Origin of the sequence: Mammaliicoccus sp. P-M59, assembly GCF_022386135.1 — a bacterium.
Lineage (GTDB): Bacteria > Bacillota > Bacilli > Staphylococcales > Staphylococcaceae > Mammaliicoccus > Mammaliicoccus sciuri_A.
In genome coordinates, this window is record NZ_JAJNJJ010000007.1 from 84,100 (window position 1) to 109,879 (window position 25,780).

Here is a 25,780-nt window from a genome sequence, read left to right on the forward strand (position 1 = left end):
AGTAACAATGCTTATACAAATAGAAGAGGTGTGAATATTATTAACTTTTTGAGAGAAAGGTTTTCTTTAATTTTAGGGCTCACAATTATTATTATATTTATTGTTTTATTATTTATTTTTGAGTCTCCTTTTTTTAAAAATCATCAAACGCATACTTATGAAGAAGCGCTTGAAATTCAAACGCAAAGTGATGCACCAGCTGTTACACAAAAGGACAACAAATTCGTGTATGCTGATAAAAAAGAAATCGATAAATTTATGGATATCGACAAAAGTCAGACAGACTTTCAATTCATAGATATATCTAAAAAAGTAGATGTATCAGAAAAACAAGTTAAAGAAATTTTAAAAGATAAAGGCATATTAAAAGGTAAAGAAAAAGCTTTTATAAAAGCTCAAGAAAAATATGATGTCAATGTCATATACTTGATGAGCCATGCTTTTATCGAAACTGGCAATGGTAATTCTGAATTGGCTAGTGGTGTCAAAATGTCCAATGGTAAAACATTTTATAATTTCTATGGAATCGGGGCATTTGACCAAGATGCTGTAGAAACGGGTAGTAGTTATGCACGTAAGAAAGGTTGGACTTCTCCAGAAAAAGCTATAAATGGAGGCGCTGAATTTATTAAAAAGGATTATCTTAACAATGGGCAAGACACATTATATAAAATGAGATGGAACCCTTATAATCCTGGACAACACCTATATGCAACAGATGTGAATTGGGCAACAAGTATCGGTAAAATTATGGAAGGCTATTATGATGACCATAATTTAAAAAAATCAAAAGTCCATAAAGACTATTACAAATAAAGGTTACCCCTAGTTCAATATGAACTGGGGGTAAAGATATGTAAGGATTCATGTTAAAATAAAGCTTATAATCAAATTTTTATTTCAAAGAAAGTAGTGAACAAAATGAAAATTGCTGTAATTGGGGCAGGCATCGGTGGATTAACGACTGCTGGATTACTAACTCAAACGGGACATGAAGTTTATGTATATGAACAACGTGAAAATTTAGACCAAGATGGTGCCGGTTTAGGTATTGGAAGTAATGTCCTTAAAGCATTGAAACAATATAAAATGGCATATGCAATTGAGCAAGAAGGCCAGCCATTAAGAAAAATAGAAATTAGATCTGATTTAGATGAATTTTTAAATTCATTAATGATGAATCAAGATGAACATAAAAATATTACGATTCATAGAAAAGTGTTACATGAAATCTTAAAAACTCATGTACCAACAGATAATATTTATTTAAATCATGAAGTCAAAACATTTAAGCAAACAGCTGACGATGTACGACTTTATTTTACAAATGGTTTAGAAGAACAATTTGATTTAGTAATTGCAGCAGACGGCATACATTCAAAAGTAAGAACACAACTTTATCCAAAATCAGCACCAAAGTATGCTGGATATACTTGTTTCAGAGGTGTAGTAAACGAGAAGTTAAATATCGAACAAGACGTAACTTTAGAATATTGGGGACATAAAGGAAGATTTGGCATTGTACCTTTAAAAGACAACGAATTATACTGGTTCTGTACAATGAATGCTAAAGAAAATGATTTGCAATTTAAGTCATTTGAGAAACCGCATCTTCAAGCATACTTCAATCAATTCCCAAATGAAGTAAGAACTGTATTAGATGCACAAGAAGAAACAGGCATATTACATCATGATATGTATGACTTAGTTCCATTGAAATCTTTCGTTTCAAATAGAGTAGTTCTATTAGGCGACGCAGCACATGCAACAACACCAAACATGGGACAAGGTGCAGGACAAGCAATAGAAGACGCCGTAACATTAGTTAATTTAATTAACGATCGAGATATAGAATCAGCCTTAAAACGATATGATAAATTAAGAACGAAACATACTAAAAAAGTCATCTTAAAATCAAGAAAAATCGGTAAAGCAGCACAATCATCAAGTACTTTAAAAATTAAAATAAGAAATAAAATACTTAAACAAAAATCTTCAAAATCACTTAGCAAAAAAGTGAAATTCTTACAAAAAGCAAAATTAAAATAGGAAAAAACCGCTTAGGCACGATGGTTGTCTAAGCGGTTTTTGACATTTAATGCGTTAGTTGGTTGATCTAATTACCAGAATTCTGAATAGTGGTAGTAAGAACTGTCTAATTACCAGAATTCTGAGAAATGGTAGTAAGAACCGTCTAATTACCAGAATTCTGAATAGTGGTAGTAAGAACCGTCTAATTACCAGAATTCTGAGAAGTGGTAGTAAGAATCGTCTAATTACCAGAATTCTGAAAAGTGGTAGTAAGAATCGTCTAATTAGGGACATTATTTGTAATTGTGTCTCTAACAGCACCCGTTAGGGACATTATTCGTAATTGTGTCTCTAACAGCACTCCTTAGGGACATTTCTCAGAATTGTGTCTCTAAATACTTCCACAACACTATCGAATTTTTAATGTGTAATATCTGAAGTTGATATTCCGGTTGCTGATTTAACTTGAACTTCTTGGAATTTATCATGTGATTCTGATTTACCTAGGAATGTTCCTAAAAATGCACCAATAAAGCCTGCTGGTACTGATATGATTGCAGGGTTTGATAATGGGAATATTGGCGACATTGTTATAAATGCTGTTCCTGCTGGATTCATGACATTTGGACTTAAAATAACGAGTATAAGTGACACAATTAAACCAACAGCGATTCCTGTGATGGCACCGTGTGTGTTAAATCTCTTCCAAAATATCGTAAATACAATGACAGGTAAGTTAGCACTTGCTGCGACACAAAATGCTAATGATACTAAGAATGCTACGTTTAAATTTTGAGCAAATAAGGCTAATATAATAGATACAACTGAAACGGTTAATGAAGCTAATTTTGCTGCTTTCATCTGTTCACGTTCGCTTATTTTACCTTTTTTAATAACTTGCCCGTAAATATCATGTGCAAATGCAGAGGCACCTGTTAATACTAAACCTGCTACTACTGCTAATATCGTTGCAAATGCAACGGCAGAAACAAATGACATTAAGAAATCTCCACCTAATTTTGCTGCTAATAATGGAGCTGCCATATTACCTGCAGGGTTAGCTGCAATAATTTCTTCACGTGTTAATAATGCTGCTGCACCAAACCCAAGGAATATCGTTAAAATGTAGAAGATACCGATAATCCATGTTGCCCACATTACAGAAGATCTTGCCGTTTTAGCATCTTTAACTGTAAAGAATCTCATCAATATGTGTGGTAAACCAGCTGTACCAAACAGTAACGCAATAATTAATGAGATGTTATCTAACGGTGGTTTACCTTGTGAACCTGGATTAATAAATTCACCTTTGAAATCTGATGACTTAATGTTATGCATTTCACCAAACATCGTAGAAAGATTGAAGTCAAAATGTAATAACACTAAAAATGAAATAATTACTGTACCTATCATAAGTAATACCGCTTTAACCATTTGTACCCAACTTGTTGCTGTCATACCACCAAATAATACGTAAATAGTCATCATAATACCAACTAGAATAACAGCGAGTGTATAAGGAATACCAAATAGTAATTGAATAAGTGCACCTGCTCCAACGAGTTGTGCAAGCATGTAGAATATAACTATTGTAATAGAAGAGACTGCAGCCATAGCTCTTACTTTTTTTAATTCAAATCGTGCAGCAATCATATCTGCTAAAGTATATTTACCAAGATTTCTTAACGGCTCAGCTACGATGTATAACACAATAAGATAAGCTGTTAAATAACCAATACTATAGAAGAAACCATCAAACCCCCATAATGCGATGGCACCTGCTATACCTAAAAATGATGCGGCAGATAAATAATCACCTGCAATTGCCAAACCATTTTGCCAACCAGTTAAGCCGCCACCAGCAGTGTAGAAGTCATTTGCTGATTGCGTTCTTTTAGATGCAAAATATGTAATAAATAATGTGATCCCGACAAATATTAAAAACATAACGACAACGATGACATTCATAAGTTTTGCTCCTCTCTATATGCTTTTAATAGTTCCTCAGCATCTTTATCAAAAGATTTTGCTTTTCGCATGTACAAAGTGACAAGTGTCCAAACCATAATGAATAATAATAAAGCGTAAATCCATGCCCATGAAATATTCCAAAATGCAATATTATTCAAGATGTTTGTATAACCAGTCAACACTGGAAATAGGAGTGTTGCCAAAATAAAGAATATAGAGATAGGAAATATAAAACTATTTCTTTTTTTCAGAAGTTCTTTAAACTTTGGATCTGCTGCTAAACGCTTGAAATCATGCTCTGCCATACTCATAACCCCCTTATTTACAGATGTAAAAATACATCTTAATTTTCATTTTATTTGTTGTTCACAAAGTTGTCAATAATTTATTGATAGCGCTTACATTAATAAAAATTCATTAAGAAAATGTTAATCAATCATTAAAGAGAAAAAATACAATCCAAATAAATGAATATTTAGAAAAATTTGATTATAAGTATTGACGATAAATGGAAACACCCATATAATTCTTATCATATTAATAAGAATTCGGAAGGGATAAATAAGATGATTGAATTTAAAAATGTAAATAAAATTTTCCAGCAAAAGAATTCTGAAATCCAAGCTTTAAAAGATGTCAGTTTTAAAGTCGAAGAACAAGATATTTTTGGCGTAATTGGATATAGTGGTGCAGGAAAAAGTACGTTAATAAGACTTGTTAATGCTTTGGAAGAGAAAACAACGGGAGAGGTCATTGTTAATGGCCATGACATCAATCAATATTCAAAGAAAGAATTACAAAGCGTTAAGAAGAATATCGGCATGATATTTCAACATTTCAATTTATTAAATTCTAAGACAGTATTTAATAATGTTGCGATGCCACTTATTTTGCAAGGTACAAGTAAAGAAAAAATTAAAGCTAAAGTAGATGAACTATTAAAGTTTGTTGGACTAGAGGATAAAGGGAAGCAATATCCTAATGAACTATCTGGAGGACAAAAACAAAGAGTGGCTATTGCAAGAGCACTCGTGACAGATCCAAAAATATTATTATGTGACGAAGCAACTAGTGCACTTGATCCGGCAACGACAGATTCTATATTGAAATTATTAAAAAATGTCAATGAAGAATTTGGAGTCACAATTCTACTGATTACACATGAAATGAGTGTGATACAGAAGATTTGTAACAAAGTTGCAGTCATGGAAAATGGAAGAGTTATCGAAATTGGACCTGTATTAGATGTCTTTAGCCATCCTAAAACAGCAACAGCTAAGAATTTTGTATCTACCGTTATTACAACAGATATATCAGATAATTTAAGAAAGTTAATACCGACTGATCAACATGCAACAGACATTAAATTATACATAGATGGAGAGAAAGTGACACAATCCATCATTAATGATTTAATTACAAAATATCAAGTTCAAATTAATGTCTTGTTTGCTTCAATGTCAGATATTCAAGGCACACCAGTAGGGTACTTAACGTTACGTCTGAAGGGTGACGATAGTGCAATTAGAAGAAGTTTTGCCCATTTAGATTCATTAAATATAGAATTTGAGGAGGTTGGTGCATAATGTTCGGATCATCATTAGATTCTTCACTATTGTTAGATTCTATATATCAAACTTTATATATGGTAACTGTGTCACTTGTATTAGGTGCATTAATCGGTATTCCATTAGGCATTTTGTTAGTGATTACTAGAAAAAACGGTATATGGGAAAATGTCATCATTTATTATTTACTTAATCCAATTATTAATATATTTAGATCTTTACCTTTCATTATATTATTAATTGCGATTGTACCTTTTACGAAATTAATTGTAGGTACTTCAATAGGTACATCTGCAGCAATTGTACCACTGACTGTTTATGTTGCACCTTACATAGCAAGATTAGTTGAAAACTCATTATTAGAAGTTAATTCTGGTGTTATTGAAGCTGCACATTCAATGGGTGCTTCACCCATTCAAATTATTAGATATTTCTTATTACCAGAAGCACTAGGATCATTAATCTTAGCATTAACGACTTCAATTATTGGTTTAATTGGTGCTACTGCAATGGCCGGTGCAGTTGGTGGTGGCGGAATAGGTGACTTAGCACTTGCATACGGCTATCAAAGATTTGATACAATCGTCATCGTTATCACCGTTATTATACTTGTTATTATGGTACAAGTTATTCAATCTCTAGGTAATGTCTTATCTAGATTAGTACGCAGAAGTTAAATATTTTAATATAAAGGAGCAATTCAAATGAAGAAAGTCTTAACATTATTAGTAGCATTAGTATTATTACTCGCAGCATGTGGAGATAAGAAAGACGACAAGAAAGTAACAATTGGTATCGCATCAAATGACACAGCAGTTTGGGACAAAGTAAAAGAATTAGCTAAAAAAGATGGTATTGAAGTTGAAATCAAACAGTTTTCAGACTACAATGTTCCAAATAAAGCTTTATCAGACGGAGATATTGATTTAAATGCCTTCCAACATTTCGCATTTTTAGATCAATTTAAGAAAGCAAATAAAGGTACAGAAATTACACCAATAAGAACGACAGTGTTTGCACCATTAGGTATATACTCGAAAGAATTGAAAGATGTTAAAGATTTAAAAAATGGTGCTAAAGTCGTAATTCCAAATGATGTTTCAAACCAAGCAAGAGCGTTAAAATTATTAGAAAAAGCAGGTTACATTAAATTAGATAAGAACTTCGGTTTAAGTGGTGGACCTAAAGACATTGTTGAGAATAAAAAGAATTTAAACATTAAAGCTGTAGATGCACAACAAACAGCGAGAGCATTAGATGAAGTGGATATTGCTGTTATCAATAATGGTGTAGCTTCAAAAGCTGGATTAGATCCTAAAAACGACCCTATCTTCTTAGAAGATCCAGATGCTAATGCAGCTAAACCTTATATCAACTTTATCGCAGCAAATACAAAAGACAAAGATAATAAAACATATAAGAAAATTGCGGAATTATATCATTCAGAAGAAGCTAAAGATGCTTTAAAAGAAGATACTAAAGACGGAGAAATTGTTGTTGATTTAAAACAAGATGAAATTAAAGAAATTGTGGATTCACTTAAATAAATTAAAATAAAAAGATTCGGCTCCCCTTAGCCGAATCTTTTTTATTTTATGCTTTTTTTAATGTTTTTAAATATTGTTGACCTTTTTCGTGATCATATTTGTTTTCCCATTTAGAGATTACAATTGTTGATAACGCGTTACCTACAACATTGACACATGTTCTAGTCATATCTAATAGTCTGTCTATACCGATAATTAATGCAAGTCCTTCTGGATTTAATCCCATAGACCCTAATGTTGTAATAAGAACAACTATAGAAGTACCAGGTACAGCTGCCATACCTTTAGATGTAATCATTAATGTAAACATTAATATTAACTGTTCAACAAGCGTTAAATGAACACCATACATCTGAGCAACAAATAATGCTGCGATTGATTGGTATAAAGCTGATCCATCAAGGTTAAATGTATATCCTGTTGGTACTACAAATGAAACAATATCTTTTGGTGCACCGAACTTTTCCATTTTTTCCATGACTGATGGTAGAACCGTTTCTGAACTTGAAGTTGAGAACGCTAACAATAAGTCGTCTTTTAATATGCGAATAATAGAGAATACGCTGATACCACAAATTTTTGCGACAATCCCTAATACAACAATAATAAAGAATACCATTGCACCTACAACAACAGCTAATAACTTAACTAATGGAATTAAAGCAGATAATCCAAATGTCATAATCGTTACACAGATAAAAGCAAATACACCATATGGCGCTAATCGTAATATTCTATGTATCATCCAGAATACAGCTTCTAATGTTCCGCTTAATACATCTTTAACTGGTTGACCTTTTTCACCAACAGCAGCGATTGCTAATCCGAAGAATACTGCAAAGAATATAATAGGTAGTAATTCTCCAGCTGTTAAAGCTTCAAATATATTTGTAGGTATGATGCTAACTATAGTATCTATCATATGGTTACCATAAGTAGACTTTTCTGCAGCATCAGCAGTTTGTTCATATTTAGAAATATCACCTTTAGGTAATTTGTTTGCGTCTATACCTAATCCAGGTTTGAATAAGTTTCCGAATATAATGCCCAGCCCAATTGCAATTGTCGTGATAATTTCAAAGTATAAAATCGTTTTCCAACCATATCTACCAACTGTATGCATATCACCAACGTTTGAAATTGATAATGCTAATGAACAGAATACAATTGGAATAACAATCATTTTAATAAGATTTAAAAAGATATCTCCAATAGGTCGAATGAATTTAATTAAATGGTCTTGTCCGTGTAAAAAGTATCCTACCACAACACCTAATACTAAAGCGATTAATATTTGTGTCGGTAAGCTTATATATCTTCTTCTCGGTTTTTTAATTTTTTGATCCAAAAAAACTCCTCCTTTAAAGCACTGTAGTGATAAAGTACAAAAAAAATTATGCCTTTCCATAAAAATGGAACTGCACAAATAACGTTTAAAAAGGGGATTCATAAAATACGTCACTCTTAAGATTATAAGAGTATACGTCATTCTATCACGAATTTTAATTTTAGTATTTAATCAGTTTTACTATAAAAAAGGAAAATAACACTTTCAAAAATTGAAAGTGTTATTTGATCATACGAATTGATAATGGTGGTAAATAAGTTTCTCCATTGTATGCTTTGATAGCACCAATAACCGTAAAGACAAAAGCTAAAATAGCTAATATTGGTATTAAAATAAAACCTACTAATATTAAACATAATAGGGAAGCAACAAGCCCCCAAATCGTATATGAAATAAAGAAGTTTAAATAATCTTTACCAATTCTATCAACGAATGGAGAGTTCTCTCTTTTAATTAACCAAATGATAAGTGGCGCAAAGAATGAAGCAAAGAAACTTGTTAAGTATATAAGCATACCGAATAATCTATCATCATCAGTTGTATCAACGTGTTGTGATACTTCTTCATATGTTGAATGTGTTGAAGTTTGTTGAAATGGATTTTGTTCGTTTTCACGCATGTATAATCCCTCCTAACTTAATTCAAGTATACATTTTTTTACCGTTGCCGCCAAACAATAATATAAATTAATTATTTTATAAACAAAAAAGGAGATCTAGACAATAATATGTCCAGTCTCCATATACATGATATTCAATTAATCTTAGTGAATGTAGTTGTAAGAACCAGCTTCTGAAGCTGAGATAGTACGAGTTGATACGACACCTTCACCTTGGTAGTTCATTTCAGAAACTTCAACGCTACCGTCAGAGTTTACATTTTCAACGTATGCTACGTGTCCGTAAGCACCAGCTGTTGATTGTAAGATTGAACCTTTTTTAGGTGTGTTATTTACTGTGTAACCATCTGCTGCTGCGTTTGCTGCCCATTGGTTAGCATTTCCCCAAGTTGAGCTAATTGGTTCTCCAGCTGCTTGTCTTTTATCAAATACATAATAAGTACATTGTCCAGCAGTGTATAAGTTAGCTGATGAACTTGTAGTTTGAGTTGCAGTTTGTGTTACTGATGAAGTAAATGATTGACTCATGTTTGAAGTGTTGTAATTTTGGCTATAGTTATTAGTATAGTTAAAGTTTTGAGTTTGAGTTTGGTTTTGGACTGGAGCTTGAGCGTTATCGAAAGTATCTGCTGAAGCTTCACCATTTCCAATTATTGTTGTTGCTAATCCCGTAGATAATACTGCGAATGCTGTTAATTTTTTCATTATAAATAATCCTCCGTAAATTTCGTATATGTTTTAAATTTAAATTTTAGTTTTGTTTGTGTCGTTTTCCGACGACAAATAATACTTTAACAGATGTTTTTATGTTTGTGTGTGTTTTCATACACTTGTTACTTAATCATAATCAGATACAATATTTTAGTAATATTTATGACCAATTATGACAAACAGTAATATAGAAAATATACCGATAATATAAGGTTTTACGGTGAATTTTTAGAAAATTAATGTCATTTGCTTGTAATATTTATGTTAAGGATTAAAACATTGAAAAAGAGTAGTTAGCAAATTATTTGCGACTACTTTTTTCATATATTAAATAATATGGTTAGTTTTCTAAGTATATTGAAGGGGGCATTATATGAAGAGATTACCAACTTTATTTGAAGCAATTTCTACGATTTTATTTATGGGGCTAGTCGTATTGATTGGTTTTGGGATTTTACATTATCCAATTCAGCCTTTATTAATTATTGCAGCGGTTTATGCGAGCTTTATAGCCATTAGAGTAGGCTTAACTTGGGAAGACTTACAAGATGGTATTACAAAGAGGCTAGCAACTGCAATGCCAGCTATATACATAATATTTGCAGTCGGTATTTTAATAGGTACGTGGATGTATTCAGGCACTGTACCTGCTTTAATTTATTATGGTTTAGAAACGATCAATCCGACATACTTTTTAGTAACTGCATTTGTCATAACAGCCGTTACATCTGTCGCTACAGGTACTGCATGGGGATCAGTAGGTACAGCTGGTATAGCATTAATGGCGATTGCCAATGAAATGAATATTCCGATAGGTATGGTTGCAGGTGTTGTAATAGCAGGTGGTGTGTTTGGAGATAAAATGTCACCACTTTCTGATACGACCAATTTAGCTGCATTAGTAACGAAAGTAAATATCTTTAGGCATATCCAACATATGATGTGGACGACAATACCTGCATCAATTATTGGGCTTATTATATGGTTTATAGCAGGCTTACAATTTGATGCTAAAAATGTAGAAAGCAAAAGAATAAATGAATTGCTGAGTAATATTGATACAGCTTTTAATTTAAACTTTTGGGTATGGGTACCAGTTATTGTTATAGTCTTAGGTATTAGTATAGGAAAACCTACTGTACCGATGATGTTATTATCTAGTTTAGTCGCAATGTTTGTAGGTGTGTTTAATAATGGATTTGAAATAGTAGATGCATTTAATGTAACGATGCAAGGTTTCAATATCAATATGACAGGCTTAGCTGAAAGTGATGCATCAAGTTCAATGGTAGAACTGTTACAACGAGGTGGCATTATGAGTATGACTGAAATTGTTGTAACGATTTTCTGCGGTTATGCATTTGCGGGTATTGTAGAAGCATCTGGCAGTTTAAAAGTTATTTTAACGACAATATCTAGTAAAGTCTCTAAAGATTCACATTTGATATTAGTTACGATAGCGGGAAGCTTAATACTGGTATTTGCAGCTGGTGTTGCATCTGTCGTAATTATTATGATAGGTGTATTGTTAATGGACATGTATAATGAACGTAATTTAGATCGTGTAAACTTATCAAGAACGCTAGAAGATTGTGGGACGATGGTATTGCCATTTATCCCATGGGGAACATCAGGTATATATTATCGTGATTTATTGGGTGTTTCGTTAGGAGATTTCTTCTGGTGGGCTGTACCATGTTATTTATGTGTGTTCTTTGCAGCATTTTATGGTATAACAGGTATCGGTATCAAAAAAGTAAAAACAAATGCATAAAAAAAGAGCAATCATTGCGATTGCTCTTTTTTATTTATATTCATCTTAGTGAATGTAGTTGTAAGAACCAGCTGCTGAAGCTGAGATTGTACGAGTTGAAACAACACCTACACCTTGGTAGTTCATTTCAGAAACTTGGATAGAACCGTCAGAGTTTACTTTATCTACGTAAGCAACGTGACCGTATCCACCAGCTGTAGTTTGTAATACTGAACCTGCAGATGGTTTGTTATTTACTGTGTAACCAGATTGTGCTGCTGCGTTAGCCCAGTTATTAGCATTTCCCCAAGTGCTACCTAAGTCAGGACGTTTGCTGAATGCATAGTAAGTACATTGTCCTGCAGTGTATAAGTTAGCTCCTCCACCAGTTGATGGGCGAGAAGTTGATGTAGTTGTAGTGCTTACATTTGAACTTGAGTTTGATGTAGTTGCTGTATGGTTGCTAGTTGATGGTGCTTGTGTAGTTGTTACACGAACATTGTTTTGGTTTGAAGATGTGTTATGAGAATCTCCTAAACCACCACCATTTGGTGCAGCATTGAATGCTGGTTGTGAATAATTTGTATTTGAAGCTGCTTCGTTATTTGAAGAAGCAGTGTTAGTTGCTACTTGTTGTTGAGCTTGGTAACCGTAATGAGATGATGGATTCCAGTTACCTTCCCAAGTGTAGTGGTAGTTACCTTGTTGGTCAATTGTGTAATTGTAAGAATAAGAATATGGATCGTTTGGATTATATCCTTGTGTATTTTCTGCTGCATCTGCGTCATGTGCCATAAATGTTGCGATTCCTGCTGTTGCGATTGCTGCTGTTGCGATTTTCTTCATAATAAATAAATCCTCCTAGATAATTTAAAAATAATTTTTTCGTATATGTTTTATGTTTTTTTTCTAATAAGTTTTTTCTTCGCTGTTAATCAACAAAACCTACTTTATCAGAAATAGTTTAGTTTGTGTTGAATGTTAAAGCTTTGTAATTTAATTTAAATATCTAAAGATTTCATGTAATAATTCCGAACATTTTACACTGAATAAAGAACGTTATAATACCAACGTTTTTAAGCACTTTTAGTTACTAAACAGGATTCTTTGTTACACGTTTGTAATATTTAAGACATAATAAAATAATTGACTTTGGATAATAATACGAAAAATTATATCCAATAAATAAAAGAATATTGCTTCTGAAGGATTAAAATAAGTACAAAATTTCATAATAAAAAGTCAAGAATAAAGTATTTTTAGTAATATTTGTTGAATTATAATTATCGTGAATAGTAAATAAAGATGTTTCATAAGGAATTGAGGTGTTTGACATGTTATATGATAGTAATTTTAAAATTTACCAACCTTTAAATATTAAATCTGATTTTAATATGGGGTTATTACTTCTATTTGTAATAGAAGGAAGTAGTAAAATCTATATCAATGGAAAAATAAGAGTTTATCGAAAAAATGAAATTATCATCATTAATGATTTAGAACATTATCGTATTTATTCTAAAGAGGATACTGTTATAGCAAGTTTATATTTATCAAGATGTGAACTAGATTACTTTTTTCAATTTGATAAAAAGTATTATATTGATGTAGATAAACTTGATTACAAAGCGCTTAGGTTTTATATGAACAAGGTGCTGGTCAATTACTTTAAATATAAAAATAATAAAGATAGAAATGTGATTAATGCAATTAAGCAATTGATGATGACATTGAGGTTATATAGGATTGTAGATGAAGATCATGATTACTTTTTAAATAATGATATACATAAAGCAATCAATTATATGTATGAAAATTATAAAGAAAAATTATATATAGGTGAAGTTGCGACGAATTGTATTTTATCAGTGAGATGGTTTTCAGAAAATCTAGAAGAAATAACGGATATGAGATTTATAGGACTTAGAAAAAGTATACGTTTATCTTATGCCGTATTTGACTTGATCTATTCAAAGAAATCTATTACACAAATTGCGGGGGATAATGGATTTACTTACGAATCGAACTTTATAGAAAGTTTTAGAGAAAAGTATCACATAACGCCAGCGAAATATCGAAAGCAACTGACCAATGATCAGTACTATCCATTTAGTAATGAACGAACAATTCTTCTTAAAAATTATGAAAATATATCTCATCGTATAAAGGAGTTATCTACCAATGTTGTAGATTATGTTAGTTCAGATATTCATATAGATACACAATCAACATCAAAGATTCCAACTTCAAATTTATTAATATATATCAGTAACATTGAAACATTAACTAATAATTTTCAGCAATCAAAGTTATTAACGATGAGAAGAGAAATTGGGCAATTTGGATTATTGTTTTCGCATCACTTACTTAATGGACTTTTAAACGAATCGAATTTTGAAAGTAATAGATTGATGCATCAAATGTTTTCATTCTCAATGGAACACCAATTTGAGATTTCATTTGAAATAAATTTATCTAGAACTGAAAATTTAGAAGTGTTTACAGATAAATTTAAGCGACTATTAAATTATTTAATTGATTGTACGTACTATTATGGACAGAGGCAGTTTCATTTCTATTTAAATATGACATATTACCAATATAATCATGTTTATAAAATGATAAATGAAACATTGAAAGATTCAAAAGTAACGTTAATTTTGAATGATTACGATAAATACTTAGCTAATCAAATGACACATATAATAGATGGAAATAACCAAATTGCATGCAAAGTTTACAATGAATTAGTCTCCGACAGAGAAATAACTACTATATTAAAGAATAATTCTTCGTTAAATATCTTATATCAACCGACAACCCCTAATCGAATCGAATCACTTATTGAAACATTTAAATGGTGTTTAGAGTATAAGCAAAGAATTTCAATTATTATAGATGATACTTGGATTGATAGTATGATACCTTCACAGAGCAGTCACCTTATGATCAAAGAATTACAATTAAATAAAGAAAGTCAGTATCAGTTATTTGAATTAATCTTAACTTTAAAAAGATTAAGAGGAAATATCGTGTTTTTTAATGACAATATTGTAATTACGCATTATTTAAATGAATATCAGCTATTAATTTTTCCAAATAATAAACTGTTTAATAAGCTGCATCAAAAACTAAATATTACTGGATTGAACATTGAGGATATTGAGTATAGAATTCACGATATTTGTATTAAACGTAATAAGCCAATTAATCAGCATTTTAATGAAGAAACTGGTAATAAGATAAATACAATAAATTTTGAGAAAGAGTTAAGAAAATTAGTAATAGATTATGATTCTTCAGCTGATGTCATTAAGCATATCTATATAAAACAAAAAATAAAATAAGGTGGTATTGAGCTATGACTGAATATAAGAACGAATTATTGAAATTAAATTATTTAAATTTTCAAGTGAAGAAAATACTAAAGAAAAATTACGCATTAAATATTTATCATTTAAAAATTTTGCAGTTTATTAACGATAATCAAAATAGAAGAAAATATACAGCTCTAGATTTTAAAGAAGTACTTCGTATTAATCAAACGATGTTAACTCATGTCATATCCTATTTACATGATTTGAACTATTATAAAAAAGAACGATTAAAGCAAGATGAGAGAAAAATCATTATAATAGTAGAAACTCGTCACAAATCGAAAATATCTCAATTAATTAATCAAATAGAAATGGATCTTCAGCATAATTTAAATGAGATTTATCCAGACTTAAATATGGATTGTTTCGTTGATTATGTGATAGAGGTTAATCGTGTGATGAATGATATACATCTCAGTATCAATCATGAATATAGAATGAACATCGATCAATTTATGATTTTATTATTTATAGAGATGTCTAAAAATGGATGTAGAACATTAAAAGATATTAAAGATCAGTTTGGATGGGATTTAGTAAAAATCAATAAATCTATAAAGGCACTTGTAAAGTTAAACTATCTTGATAAAGAAAGATCAAATACAGATGAACGAATTGTATTAGTTTCAATTAAGAAGGATAAAGAAAAGTTGATTAAATTAATGATAGAAAATGTACTAAAATCACAAAATATTAAAGATGGTGAACAAAATTTAGCTATGGTAGAATGAGCATAATAACAACTCATTCAGGAGGTTAATATGTCACATTTTCATTTCAAAGAAAACTTTTTCGGTGCATCAACAAAACCAATCGAAGTCTATGATGAACACAATAATCCTGCATTTATACTAAGCTTATATTATACGTCCACTAGACAAGAAACATTTGCGTTGTTAGGAAGAAAGAAACATAATTTTATGATTGAATTTGAAGGCGGCACTTTTAAAGTGTTACAAGAAAGATCGATAGAAGGAAAGTTAAAGACACCTTTTAAAACTGTTTGGGAAGTATTTAAGAACGACACTAAAATAGGTACATTCGAAACAAAAATTGGATTTAAACCTAGAATAATATTTAATGGTGAAAAAAACGATACTTTATTGTTTGAATCAGGGTTTATATCTAGATCTGTAAAAGTAACAGATGAAGCAAATAATTTAGTCATGGAGACTAAGTCTGAAAGATTTAAAATTGCATCCAATCATAATATTGAAATTGTTAATTCAAAATATCATCCTGCAATGTTAATCATGCTATTCCAAGTATTTTTTGAGTATCAGGAATATCAAAGAAGTAAATCTAATTAATTGATAAATGAAGGGGATCGTTTACGTTGTTTAAATTTTTTAAGAGAGAACAACTGAATCAAGATATTACGCATGAAATATCTGAAATAGATGGCATGACTATTGTTGATGCGTATTATATACAAGATGATCAAGTTGAATTATATAAACAAGACCGTGAAAGATATAGTGATGCATTAATTTATATTTTGAGTCAATATTTTTCAGACGTTGATAGAATGTTTGAAGGTAGTGAAGATGGAGAAGCAATTGTTGCATTTCAAAATGGAGAACCTAAAAAATGTATTTATTTAAATCCAGAAACAATCGATCAGTTAAGGATTTATGAACAAGAGATGCCTTTAAAACAGTCTATTATCAAGTTATGCAATTTAGAAAATAATCTTTAAACAAAAAAAGTAGCACATAAACTTCTGCAGAAGTTTATGTGCTACTTTTTTATTTTGATTAATAATATTGACAAATGACAATTTAGTACTATAATTATATCTAGTATAATAATTATATCTAGTATAATAATTATATCGAGGTGAGAACATGAAATTTGAATTAGGATTATCATCATTTGCTGAAATCTCTCCAATTAATGGTGTGGACAAACCTTTCCCTGCACATGAAAGAATAAATCAAATTGTTGAAGAAATTAAGCTAGCTGATCAAGTAGGATTAGATGTTTATGGATTAGGGGAACATCATAGAGAAGATTATGCAGTATCAGATCCAGTTACAGTGTTAGCAGCTGCAGCTAGTCAAACTAAAAACATTAGATTGTCATCAGCAGTAACAGTATTATCATCTGACGATCCTGTTAGGGTCTATCAAAGATTCGCTACATTAGATGCGATTAGTAATGGTAGAGCAGAAATTATGGCAGGTAGAGGTTCATTTATTGAGTCATTTCCACTATTCGGATATGACTTAAAAGATTACGATTTACTTTATAAAGAAAAATTAGATTTATTAATGCAAATTAATGAAAATGAAACCGTGACTTGGCAAGGACAAACAAGAGCTGCAATTGATCATTTAAAAGTATTTCCAAGAGCAGTTCAAGATAAATTACCTATTTGGTTAGCAACTGGAGGTAATCCAGAATCTTCTATGAGAGCAGGAAAATTGGGATTACCTATCACTTATGCTATTATAGGAGGGGCGCCAAGTCGTTTTAAACGTAATGTGGCAATGTACAAAGCTGTTGCTGAATCAAATGGTTTTGATACATCTAAATTACCTGTAGCGACACACTCATGGGGTTACATTGCTGAAACTGATGAACAAGCTATGGAAGAATATTATCCATCAAGTGCATATGTTATAAATCAATTAGGCCGAGAACGTGGATGGCCACCGTATTCAATGGAAAAATTCGAACAAGAAATTGTTCATGGTGCATTGTTTGTTGGAAGTCCTGAAACAGTTGCATCTAAAATTATTAAACTGCATGAAGATTTAGGTATTAATCGATTTATGTTACATTTACCAGTAGGCTCTATGCCACATGAAAAAGTATTAAAATCTATTCAACTATTAGGTGAGCAAGTTAAACCGATTGTAGATGAATATATGAAAAATAAGGAGGAAATTAAGTAATGTTAAGATATTTATTAAATGTATATGTAGGTAAACAAATTTTTGATTCAAGTCAACCAAAAGTGAAAGATGACGACGGTATGGCTCAACAATTCGAAGAAGGATTCGGCCTTTCAAGAAATGCTATGAAATTAGCTGGTGGACTTGAATTAGTAGGTTCTATCTTCTTATTCTTAAGTGCTTGCAACAAATCTTTATCAAGATTAGGTTCAGTACTTGTAGGTTCGGTTATGACAGTTGCAGCATATAAACACTATGAAGCTGGACATGGCTTTAAAGGTGCTAAACATGCTTTAACACTTTTAGGTTTATCTGCATTAAGTTTCGTTGATACATTAGGTAAGAAAAAATAATATACAATCTTTAAATCTGGTACATTAAGATGTACCAGATTTTTTGTTTTAAACAAAATTAGGAAAATGCAAAAGAAAATCTGCCATCATCATTATTATATATTATTCAATTTATGGTAGGAATTCTTTATATTTAAAAAGTAATATTTTTTTAAAATGTCATAAATAAAAACTATATACACAGGTAATTTTTTTGTAAAATGTACGCTGTAAGGCTTGATATATAAGGGTTTTTCGTAAAGTTGGAAATGTTGAAAAGTGATTGTTTGAAAATTTATTGAATGTTTTTAAAAGTCATTATAAAATAATAAATATTATTAAATCATTGTGTTGAAAGGGAAAAATGCTATAGATACTAAAGATTGCACAATATACCAATTCAACTATTTATTAGATTATTTTAAGGAGTTGATTTGCAATGGAATCAGTATCAGTACCAATCAGAAACATCGTTGAATTAGTTGTTACAACTAGGAAATCAAAAGATTATATCGCAAATATCAAAAGTCAATTTGCACTCTCGTTCGAAGAAATATATATTTTAGTTTATATATATAAAGGAGAAAAAGATTGTTACAACGTTAAAGATATCATTAAACAATCTAAATTTAAGCCATATTATATTTCAAAAGCCGTGCAAAACTTAAAAGAAAAAGGACTTATTTCTAAAAAGAGAAATGATCAAGATGAGAGAACAGTTGCGTTACAAGTATCAAAAGTTCAACATAAAAAGATAAAAAAATTATTAATGGAGATTGAAGCTGAAATACTATAATAATATCGAGAAGCGGGATAAAGAAATCTTTTTAGTAAAAGATGCTCTGTCCCGCTTTTTTATACTATGTAGTTAAATGTTAAATGATATATTATATGTATAAACAAACGAATTTATTTAAGAAGATATCGTAAAAGGAGAACCTCTATGGGCGAATTATTAAATGTTAAACCGAAAAGTCAATTATTTCCTATACCAATGGTTATGGGGTGTGAAGGTACGGCAAGTTCGATGCTGCTTAATTTCTATAATAAAGATATTAATGCAACGACTATTATGAGTAAGTGGCCAACACATTCAGATAACCCAGAAAAGGGATATGTAGGCAATCATTTTCTAATCAAATTTGGCCATCACCAAACTATTTTTCCAAATGTACTTGCAGAATTTCTAAATAGATATGATTCAGAAATTATTGATGGTACGGGTACTGAACTTGAAGATCTAGAGAAGATAATTGATAAAGGTCATCCGGTTGTAATATATCATACGACATTAGGAGCTAAACCGATTCGCAAAATTTTTAAAATCGGTGATAAAGGTAAATCCTATGTTACAAATATCCATGTAACTTTATTAATTGGATATGATGATGAGTATTACTATTATATAGATCCTTTATGGAAGCAAATACTGGGATATGCATATATACCAGCATTATGGCCATCCAAATATCAAATTATCAAAATGAAAAAAAATAAAATGAAGATGAGTTATAATACGCCAGGAAAAATGTGTATTTACAAAAAAATATAATTATTTTTAAAATATTATGTCATAATGTTGTAACATTTGTTATGATATGGTTATAAATTTTAAAAAGAGGTGTTTAAATGTCTACTAAATTAAAGTTACTAATTATAGGAATTGTAGTAGCCTTTCTTGCAATAGTAGGAATTGGTGGCGCAGCAACATATTATTTTCTAACAAATACGCCAAAGAATACATATTTATTAAGTGAACAAGAATCAGCAAAATCTTGGAAAGAATACTTTAACGACAGATTTGAAAACGAAACTGAATTCCAAGATAAAATGAAAGATGAATCTTATGAAACATCATTCAAATTTGGAGCAGAAGTATCAGATTCATTAGTTTCTCAATTAGGCATACCAAAGTCAGTTATCGACTCAACGAATATTGTCTTTAATGTTGGGCATGATCCTAAAGCGAAAAACTCTAAATTAGGTATTGAACCTACAATTGCAGACAACAAGATTGGTAACTTCCAATGGAGCGCAGACAAAAATAATCAATATTTAGAAACACCATTATTTAAAGACATATATAAAGTAAAAAATAATGAAATTAAAAAAGGAATCGAAAAAGCTACTGGTGAATCATTAGATTCAACAGACGGACAAGAAATTACAAATGATTCTTTAAATTTAAATACGATCTTATCTAGCTCTCAAATCTCTCAAGATCAAATCGACAAAATCTCAAAAAGATATAGTGACTTATTTGTTGATCAATTAGATGACGATAACTTTGAAAAAGATAAAGAAAAAGTTAAGATTTTTGATGATGAAAAAGAATTGAAAAAAGTAACAATGAACTTAAGTGAAAAAGATACTAAGAAAATCGTTGTAGCAATTCTTGAAGAAGCTAAAAAAGATGAAGATATTAAAAACATCGTAGAAAAACAAGGTAATGTAAAAGAGTACGATAAAGAAATTAAAGATTTATTGAAGAAAGCTAAAGACGAAGATGTAAAAAATTATCCTAAAGTGAAATCTATCATCTACGTAGACGGTAAAGAAATCTTGAAACGTGACTTAACAATTACAAATAAAGATAATGAAAAAGTTAGAATTCAAGGTACAAATGTTATCGATGATGGCGTACAAGTAGATTATAAAGTATCAGCACCAGGTGAAGACGGTGAACTTACACTTAAAGGTAAATCAACTGGTAAAGATGAAATTAGCGATAAATATGATTTAGAAATCAAAGAAAATTCATACTCAACAACAACATTAAAATTAGATAATAAATCTAAAGTTGATGGAGATAAACGTACAGATAAAGGTAAAGTGACGATTGCACCATCTAGCGGTCAAAGCTTAGACTTAAATTACGACCATAATTTAACAACAGACACTAAAAACAATCAACAAAAACAAAAATTAAATGTTGATTTCGATGTGAATGGTGAAAATATTAAATTAATTATGGATGGTAAAACTGAACTGAAAAAAGACATTAAATTCAAGAAAGATGGCGCGATTGACTTTAATACATTATCAGACTCAGAAGTTGATGATTTAACAAAAGAAATAGAAGATAAGCTACAAGATTTAGGAGAAGATCTTGCGAAAGATATTCAATAATTAGAGAGGAGTGGTTATATGTCGACAATAAAATTGTTCAACATATACCACTCTTTTTTAATTAAAAAGTGGTATTTGATTGCATATATTTTATTATTATTTTTAGCTGTGTTGGCCGTTATGATTGGGGTTAACCAAGTAAATGAAAAAGATCAGGCGTTTACAATTGGAATCGTAGATAAAGACCAATCTAAAGAAACAAAGTTAATTTTAAATGCGATAGGTGATGGGCAATCACTCGGAAATGATTTGTCTATAAAGCATTATAATGAAGAGAAAGCTCGACAACTATTATCAAAAAAGAAAATTGATGGCTACTTTGTCTTTAAAGATGGCATGACGAAAGCATTTTATAAAAATGGTGAATTACCAATAGTTGTGAATACATATGATAAACAATCAGTTGAAAGTATTATTATTTTGCAGTTAACAGATTCGGTATATAGCAGGTTAATGTTGTCGATGGGTGGGGCGATGTCATATACATCTCTTTATCCTAGTGCATCCGAAAATGAATTGTTAACGATGATGACAGATATGTTATTTACTGGGTTAAATAGAAGCGGCTCCTTTGACGATGAGCCTATCAAAGTATTTGATACGTTCAGTTATTATACAATTTCAACTTATTTTGTATCTATCTTTTTCTTTTTCTTTTCAATTTTTAGCATTTTAAAAATGAATCAAAAAGATGCATTAAAAGAACGATTAAGTATGTATCATTTTTCTTATGAAAAGTTAACAATTGTAAGAGGTGTGTTTAGTCTTTTCTATACAACACTTTGGAGCATACTTGGTTTATGGGTCATCATACATTTTCTTAAACCAGAATTTGAAATGTATAATATTGGGCAACTTATCTTAGATATTGCTTATTATTTAGTCATGATATTTTTAGTATTTCTCTTTATAGATATTGCGTTTAGAAATATATTGAATTATTTGTTTAAAGTTTTATTAACGCTAGTAATCTTATTGTTATCTGGCGCTGTGATTCCAATCATTTATTTGAAAAGTTTGAGTGCAGGATTGATTGAAGCATTACCATTTTCAATTGTGTTTAATCAGCTAGTAGAAATGCTTTTAAATAATTACATCATTGACACACATCCAATGTATTATTGGCATTTAGGTATTATGCTCGTATTAGTAATCTCTGCTTTGTATTGGAGGTATCGCCGATGAAATCAATCTTTCATTTAGTTGTTAAAAAGCAATGGAAACAATATGTAACTTTAGTGGCGTTACTGTTAATAACAATATTGATCATTGTAGGTGTTCAAGCATCTAGTAATCAATTATTTAAAATGCCAATAGCAGTTCAAGATTTGGATGAATCTCAATCTTCAAAAGAGCTAGTGCACACTTTAGAGCAAACAAAATATTTAGAAGTTATACGTTTGCCAAAGAATGAGGCATATACTGAAGATGTCATTCAAAAAAAGCAAGCAATCGTAAGCTTACAAATACCTGATGATTTTAGTGAACGGTTAAAGGAAAATCGTTTGCGTGATAGCATTCCGTTATATTACAAAGATGATTTCATTGGAGAAATTGCATTAGAAGTGACGAGTAAAGCTTTATACAAACAGCAAATACCCGTCATTATTGAGGATCATTTGAAGAAATCTAAACAAGATGTATCGATGCAAGAAATTAAAAAAGCATATATTAAACATACACCTCACTCTAAAATGGAACACCATGCAGTTCAAAAGCATTCAGATGTTTCGATTGGTGCAGCAGTATATGTTGCATTACTCTTAATCGTAAGTTGTAGTCAAATTGTATTGCATCAACGACTGAAACAAAATGCTGCACTAGAGCGATTAATGATGTTTAATGGCACAAAATTAAAATTATTTACGTATTATATATTGAGTCATGTCATATTATTATTCGCGATTGTAGTCATCACGAGTTTACTACTATCATGGTCATTAAGCATTGTATTTTATTTAGTCTTATTGATGACATTGTTTATATATGAAAGTGTCTTAAGTATATTCTTATTTAAAATAAATACGCTTAGTCATAAATTTTTTATGTCTATCATATGGTCTATCGCAATAAGTTGTCTATATTTGTATTTTCAAGTTTAGGAGGTGTATACATGATTACAATAGAGCATTTATCAAAGAAGTATAAAGATAAAGAAATTTTCCATGACTTTAATACAACATTTAAGGATAAAACACTTACTGTATTATTAGGGGAAAATGGTGCGGGTAAGTCGACATTGCTAAGAATGATTACAGCATTAGAAAATCCAGATAGTGGAGATATCCGTTATTTTGGGAAAAAGTTAAGCAATAAAAAAATCAAAGAAATCATAGGTTATATACCTCAAGATATTGCACTATTTGAACATATGACAGTTAACGAAAATATAGAATTTTTTAAAGCATTAAATAAACAACCTATATCTTCAGAGCTTATAGAAGATTACTGTAATCAGTTAAATTTATATGAAAGAAAAGCAAAAATTTCTTCGCTTTCTGGAGGAACAAAACGTAAAGTTAATTTATTAATCGGACTGCTCGGAAATCCAAGTATATTAATTTTAGATGAACCAACAGTAGGTATTGATTTGAAATCCAGATTTGATATTCATAAATTATTAAATCATTTAAAAACAACAAGACTCATTATATTAACAACTCACCATTTAGATGAAGTCGAAAGCTTAGCAGATGAAATTAAGTTAATCGGTAAAGATCCATTCTATAGAAATATATTAACCGATAAATCTTGGACATTTGAAGACAGTCTTGTATTGTGAATAAGGCGGTCGTTAGTAACAAAAGTCGGTGGAATTGTAACTAAGAGCCGCCATAGTAACAAAAGTCGTCGGAATTGTAACTAAGGACGCCTATAGTAACAAAAGTCAGTGGAATTGTAACTAAAGCGACCGTAAGTAATTAAAAAAATCATCATAATTTAAAACATACTAAGGTTATTCAAACAATGATCTTAGTATGTTTTTTTGATTGTATTTATCTGAAATTTTAGAATAAGAAAAACGTATTGCAAAACATATTTTTAAAGTGTATTCTTATTTAATGTATCGGAATTAAATGTTTTTGGGAGGTCCTTTAATGGAAACACTTTGGGTAGTTATTAATATTATTGTTTTCTTATTATTTATTGGTTTATTAGGTTATTTAAATAAGAAACATGTAAAGTTCTCTAAACGTGTTCTTATAGGTTTAGGAATAGGGATTGTGTTTGGTTTAGCTTTACATCTTATTTACGGTGTAGATTCTAAAGTAACAGAGTCGACAGCTTCATGGTTTGATATTGTAGGTACTGGTTATGTAAAACTATTACAAATGATCGTTATGCCACTTATCTTTATATCAATTGTTTCAGCATTTACTAAAATAACAATTGGTCAAAACTTTGCTAAAGCTGGCGCTTGGATATTTACATTCTTATTAGGAACAGTTGCTGTTGCAGCTTTAGTTGGTATTATTTATGCGATGCTATTCAATTTAGATGCATCACAAATAGATTTAGGTAGTGTGGAAAATAGTCGTGGTCAAGAAATAGAACAAACTTCTAAAGATATGACGGCTAATAATTTACCATCACAAATTCTTGAATTGTTACCTGCAAATCCATTTTTAGATTTCACAGGTGCTAGAGGTACTTCAACAATCGCGATTGTTATATTTGCCGGATTTGTTGGATTTAGTTTCTTACGTGTGATGAGAAAAGAACCTGAAAAAGGTAACTTAATTAAAAGAGGTATTGATGCAATTTATGCCTTAGTTATGGGAATTGTTACTTTTGTATTAAGATTAACACCTTACGGAATTTTAGCGATTATGACTAAAACGGTGATGACAAGTAACTTTGAAGCAGTATGGACATTAGGTAAGTTTGTTGTCGCATCTTATGCAGCATTAATTACGATGTTCATCATACATTTAATCTTAGTATCTGTTGTTGGTTTAAACCCAGCTACTTATGTTAAAAAAGCTAGTGAAACGTTATTATTCGCGTTTACGTCTAGATCAAGTGCAGGAACGTTACCATTAAATGTTCAAACACAAACAACTAGACTAGGTGTTCCAGAAGGTATTGCTAACTTTGCAGGTTCATTCGGTTTATCAATCGGACAAAATGGCTGTGCGGGTATATATCCAGCGATGTTAGCTATGATGATTGCGCCAAGTGCAGGTATTGACATTGATTTACCGTTTATCTTATCTGTAATCGGTGTTGTAGTCATCAGTTCATTTGGTGTAGCAGGTGTAGGTGGCGGTGCAACATTTGCCGCTATACTCGTACTTTCAACATTGAATTTACCTATTGCTTTAGCAGGGGTATTAATTTCAGTTGAGCCATTAATCGATATGGGTAGAACAGCATTGAATGTTAATGATTCAATGTTAGCTGGTACAGCTACTGCTAAAATTACAGGACAATTGGATGAAGAAAAATACAATGACCAAGACTTCAATGAACTTGGAGAATCATATTAATCAT

Annotated in this window: 25 protein-coding genes; 19 read left to right on the top strand and 6 right to left on the bottom strand. The window is 30.6% G+C overall.

Going from position 1 to position 25,780, the window contains the following annotated elements:
- Positions 1–48: 48 nt before the first annotated feature.
- Positions 49–816: an N-acetylglucosaminidase gene (locus LQ617_RS11520; protein WP_159315495.1), complete on the top strand. Its 768-nt coding sequence runs from the start codon at positions 49–51 to the stop codon at positions 814–816.
- A 105-nt stretch (positions 817–921) separates the two neighbouring features.
- Complete coding sequence (locus LQ617_RS11525; protein ID WP_239740474.1) at positions 922–2,049, top strand: FAD-dependent monooxygenase; 1,128 nt, start codon at positions 922–924, stop codon at positions 2,047–2,049.
- Positions 2,050–2,451: 402 nt separating this feature from the next.
- Here LQ617_RS11525 and LQ617_RS11530 read toward each other — a convergent pair whose 3' ends face one another.
- Together LQ617_RS11530 and LQ617_RS11535 are read right to left on the bottom strand one after the other, a co-directional pair.
- Entirely contained in the window at positions 2,452–3,999 is a 1,548-nt protein-coding gene (locus LQ617_RS11530; RefSeq protein ID WP_037589087.1) for a solute symporter family protein, read from the bottom strand.
- A complete protein-coding gene (locus LQ617_RS11535; RefSeq protein ID WP_037589086.1) occupies positions 3,996–4,307 on the bottom strand; it encodes a DUF485 domain-containing protein in 312 nt (103 codons plus the stop codon). Before LQ617_RS11535 ends, LQ617_RS11530 begins: the two co-directional genes overlap by 4 nt.
- A gap of 261 nt (positions 4,308–4,568) precedes the next feature.
- Between LQ617_RS11535 and LQ617_RS11540 the strand changes: the two genes are divergently transcribed.
- The 3 genes from LQ617_RS11540 to gmpC are packed head-to-tail and all read left to right on the top strand — an operon-like array spanning position 4,569 to position 7,117.
- Positions 4,569–5,588: a methionine ABC transporter ATP-binding protein gene (locus LQ617_RS11540; protein WP_037589085.1), complete on the top strand. Its 1,020-nt coding sequence runs from the start codon at positions 4,569–4,571 to the stop codon at positions 5,586–5,588.
- Positions 5,588–6,247, top strand: coding sequence for a methionine ABC transporter permease (locus LQ617_RS11545; RefSeq protein ID WP_025906863.1), 660 nt, complete (start codon positions 5,588–5,590; stop codon positions 6,245–6,247). Before LQ617_RS11540 ends, LQ617_RS11545 begins: the two co-directional genes overlap by 1 nt.
- Before the next feature lie 27 nt (positions 6,248–6,274).
- Positions 6,275–7,117, top strand: coding sequence for a dipeptide ABC transporter glycylmethionine-binding lipoprotein (gene gmpC, locus LQ617_RS11550; RefSeq protein WP_037589083.1), 843 nt, complete (start codon positions 6,275–6,277; stop codon positions 7,115–7,117).
- 46 nt (positions 7,118–7,163) lie between these two features.
- Here gmpC and LQ617_RS11555 read toward each other — a convergent pair whose 3' ends face one another.
- The 3 genes from LQ617_RS11555 to LQ617_RS11565 all read right to left on the bottom strand — a co-directional run bounded on the left by LQ617_RS11555 (position 7,164) and on the right by LQ617_RS11565 (position 9,789).
- On the bottom strand, positions 7,164–8,453 hold the full coding sequence (locus LQ617_RS11555; protein WP_239740475.1) for a cation:dicarboxylate symporter family transporter: 1,290 nt from the start codon (positions 8,451–8,453) through the stop codon (positions 7,164–7,166).
- 232 nt (positions 8,454–8,685) lie between these two features.
- Positions 8,686–9,084 (bottom strand): DUF4870 domain-containing protein, encoded by a 399-nt coding sequence (locus LQ617_RS11560; RefSeq protein ID WP_037589082.1) that lies wholly within the window; start codon positions 9,082–9,084, stop codon positions 8,686–8,688.
- Positions 9,085–9,228: 144 nt separating this feature from the next.
- Complete coding sequence (locus LQ617_RS11565; RefSeq protein ID WP_025906859.1) at positions 9,229–9,789, bottom strand: CHAP domain-containing protein; 561 nt, start codon at positions 9,787–9,789, stop codon at positions 9,229–9,231.
- A 379-nt stretch (positions 9,790–10,168) separates the two neighbouring features.
- Here LQ617_RS11565 and nhaC point away from each other — a divergent pair, with 379 nt between their 5' ends.
- Positions 10,169–11,569, top strand: a complete 1,401-nt coding sequence (gene nhaC, locus LQ617_RS11570) for a Na+/H+ antiporter NhaC (RefSeq protein ID WP_126477738.1) — start codon at positions 10,169–10,171, stop codon at positions 11,567–11,569.
- A gap of 45 nt (positions 11,570–11,614) precedes the next feature.
- Here nhaC and LQ617_RS11575 read toward each other — a convergent pair whose 3' ends face one another.
- Positions 11,615–12,394: a CHAP domain-containing protein gene (locus LQ617_RS11575; RefSeq protein ID WP_037589080.1), complete on the bottom strand. Its 780-nt coding sequence runs from the start codon at positions 12,392–12,394 to the stop codon at positions 11,615–11,617.
- Between the two features lie 488 nt (positions 12,395–12,882).
- Here LQ617_RS11575 and LQ617_RS11580 point away from each other — a divergent pair, with 488 nt between their 5' ends.
- The 13 genes from LQ617_RS11580 to LQ617_RS11640 all read left to right on the top strand — a co-directional run bounded on the left by LQ617_RS11580 (position 12,883) and on the right by LQ617_RS11640 (position 25,776).
- Positions 12,883–14,895, top strand: a complete 2,013-nt coding sequence (locus tag LQ617_RS11580) for a helix-turn-helix domain-containing protein (RefSeq protein WP_239740452.1) — start codon at positions 12,883–12,885, stop codon at positions 14,893–14,895.
- A gap of 14 nt (positions 14,896–14,909) precedes the next feature.
- Complete coding sequence (locus tag LQ617_RS11585; protein ID WP_037589077.1) at positions 14,910–15,656, top strand: transcriptional regulator, SarA/Rot family; 747 nt, start codon at positions 14,910–14,912, stop codon at positions 15,654–15,656.
- Between the two features lie 30 nt (positions 15,657–15,686).
- Positions 15,687–16,235 carry a tubby C-terminal domain-like protein gene (locus LQ617_RS11590; protein WP_126477740.1) on the top strand — a complete coding sequence of 183 codons (549 nt, stop codon included), beginning with the start codon at positions 15,687–15,689 and terminating at the stop codon, positions 16,233–16,235.
- A 26-nt stretch (positions 16,236–16,261) separates the two neighbouring features.
- The gene (locus LQ617_RS11595; protein WP_239740453.1) at positions 16,262–16,624 is read left to right on the top strand and encodes a hypothetical protein; all 363 of its coding nucleotides are present in this window, start codon (positions 16,262–16,264) and stop codon (positions 16,622–16,624) included.
- Positions 16,625–16,772: 148 nt separating this feature from the next.
- The gene (locus LQ617_RS11600; RefSeq protein ID WP_239740454.1) at positions 16,773–17,825 is read left to right on the top strand and encodes an LLM class flavin-dependent oxidoreductase; all 1,053 of its coding nucleotides are present in this window, start codon (positions 16,773–16,775) and stop codon (positions 17,823–17,825) included.
- Positions 17,825–18,178, top strand: coding sequence for a DoxX family protein (locus LQ617_RS11605; RefSeq protein ID WP_025906850.1), 354 nt, complete (start codon positions 17,825–17,827; stop codon positions 18,176–18,178). Before LQ617_RS11600 ends, LQ617_RS11605 begins: the two co-directional genes overlap by 1 nt.
- Before the next feature lie 418 nt (positions 18,179–18,596).
- Positions 18,597–18,953, top strand: coding sequence for a transcriptional regulator, SarA/Rot family (locus LQ617_RS11610; protein WP_037589073.1), 357 nt, complete (start codon positions 18,597–18,599; stop codon positions 18,951–18,953).
- Between the two features lie 147 nt (positions 18,954–19,100).
- Complete coding sequence (locus LQ617_RS11615) at positions 19,101–19,709, top strand: C39 family peptidase (RefSeq protein ID WP_037589072.1); 609 nt, start codon at positions 19,101–19,103, stop codon at positions 19,707–19,709.
- 77 nt (positions 19,710–19,786) lie between these two features.
- Positions 19,787–21,286: a DUF6583 family protein gene (locus tag LQ617_RS11620; RefSeq protein WP_239740455.1), complete on the top strand. Its 1,500-nt coding sequence runs from the start codon at positions 19,787–19,789 to the stop codon at positions 21,284–21,286.
- 18 nt (positions 21,287–21,304) lie between these two features.
- Positions 21,305–22,471 (top strand): ABC transporter permease, encoded by a 1,167-nt coding sequence (locus tag LQ617_RS11625; RefSeq protein WP_204175177.1) that lies wholly within the window; start codon positions 21,305–21,307, stop codon positions 22,469–22,471.
- Complete coding sequence (locus tag LQ617_RS11630) at positions 22,468–23,388, top strand: ABC transporter permease (protein ID WP_239740456.1); 921 nt, start codon at positions 22,468–22,470, stop codon at positions 23,386–23,388. Before LQ617_RS11625 ends, LQ617_RS11630 begins: the two co-directional genes overlap by 4 nt.
- A gap of 11 nt (positions 23,389–23,399) precedes the next feature.
- Positions 23,400–24,068: an ABC transporter ATP-binding protein gene (locus LQ617_RS11635; protein ID WP_037589065.1), complete on the top strand. Its 669-nt coding sequence runs from the start codon at positions 23,400–23,402 to the stop codon at positions 24,066–24,068.
- Between the two features lie 316 nt (positions 24,069–24,384).
- Positions 24,385–25,776: an L-cystine transporter gene (locus LQ617_RS11640; RefSeq protein WP_198471877.1), complete on the top strand. Its 1,392-nt coding sequence runs from the start codon at positions 24,385–24,387 to the stop codon at positions 25,774–25,776.
- The last annotated feature ends 4 nt before the right edge of the window (positions 25,777–25,780 follow it).

Coding starts and splice junctions, on each gene's coding strand:
- LQ617_RS11620 (WP_239740455.1), top strand. CDS start 19,787: ATGTCTACTAAATTAAAGTTACTAATTATAGGAATTGTAGTAGCCTTT.
- LQ617_RS11530 (WP_037589087.1), bottom strand. CDS start 3,999: ATGAATGTCATCGTTGTCGTTATGTTTTTAATATTTGTCGGGATCACA.
- LQ617_RS11605 (WP_025906850.1), top strand. CDS start 17,825: ATGTTAAGATATTTATTAAATGTATATGTAGGTAAACAAATTTTTGAT.
- LQ617_RS11560 (WP_037589082.1), bottom strand. CDS start 9,084: ATGCGTGAAAACGAACAAAATCCATTTCAACAAACTTCAACACATTCA.
- LQ617_RS11540 (WP_037589085.1), top strand. CDS start 4,569: ATGATTGAATTTAAAAATGTAAATAAAATTTTCCAGCAAAAGAATTCT.
- nhaC (WP_126477738.1), top strand. CDS start 10,169: ATGAAGAGATTACCAACTTTATTTGAAGCAATTTCTACGATTTTATTT.
- LQ617_RS11610 (WP_037589073.1), top strand. CDS start 18,597: ATGGAATCAGTATCAGTACCAATCAGAAACATCGTTGAATTAGTTGTT.
- LQ617_RS11635 (WP_037589065.1), top strand. CDS start 23,400: ATGATTACAATAGAGCATTTATCAAAGAAGTATAAAGATAAAGAAATT.
- LQ617_RS11545 (WP_025906863.1), top strand. CDS start 5,588: ATGTTCGGATCATCATTAGATTCTTCACTATTGTTAGATTCTATATAT.
- LQ617_RS11630 (WP_239740456.1), top strand. CDS start 22,468: ATGAAATCAATCTTTCATTTAGTTGTTAAAAAGCAATGGAAACAATAT.
- LQ617_RS11585 (WP_037589077.1), top strand. CDS start 14,910: ATGACTGAATATAAGAACGAATTATTGAAATTAAATTATTTAAATTTT.
- LQ617_RS11535 (WP_037589086.1), bottom strand. CDS start 4,307: ATGGCAGAGCATGATTTCAAGCGTTTAGCAGCAGATCCAAAGTTTAAA.
- LQ617_RS11600 (WP_239740454.1), top strand. CDS start 16,773: ATGAAATTTGAATTAGGATTATCATCATTTGCTGAAATCTCTCCAATT.
- LQ617_RS11525 (WP_239740474.1), top strand. CDS start 922: ATGAAAATTGCTGTAATTGGGGCAGGCATCGGTGGATTAACGACTGCT.
- LQ617_RS11580 (WP_239740452.1), top strand. CDS start 12,883: ATGTTATATGATAGTAATTTTAAAATTTACCAACCTTTAAATATTAAA.
- LQ617_RS11565 (WP_025906859.1), bottom strand. CDS start 9,789: ATGAAAAAATTAACAGCATTCGCAGTATTATCTACGGGATTAGCAACA.
- LQ617_RS11615 (WP_037589072.1), top strand. CDS start 19,101: ATGGGCGAATTATTAAATGTTAAACCGAAAAGTCAATTATTTCCTATA.
- LQ617_RS11625 (WP_204175177.1), top strand. CDS start 21,305: ATGTCGACAATAAAATTGTTCAACATATACCACTCTTTTTTAATTAAA.
- LQ617_RS11575 (WP_037589080.1), bottom strand. CDS start 12,394: ATGAAGAAAATCGCAACAGCAGCAATCGCAACAGCAGGAATCGCAACA.
- LQ617_RS11640 (WP_198471877.1), top strand. CDS start 24,385: ATGGAAACACTTTGGGTAGTTATTAATATTATTGTTTTCTTATTATTT.
- LQ617_RS11590 (WP_126477740.1), top strand. CDS start 15,687: ATGTCACATTTTCATTTCAAAGAAAACTTTTTCGGTGCATCAACAAAA.
- gmpC (WP_037589083.1), top strand. CDS start 6,275: ATGAAGAAAGTCTTAACATTATTAGTAGCATTAGTATTATTACTCGCA.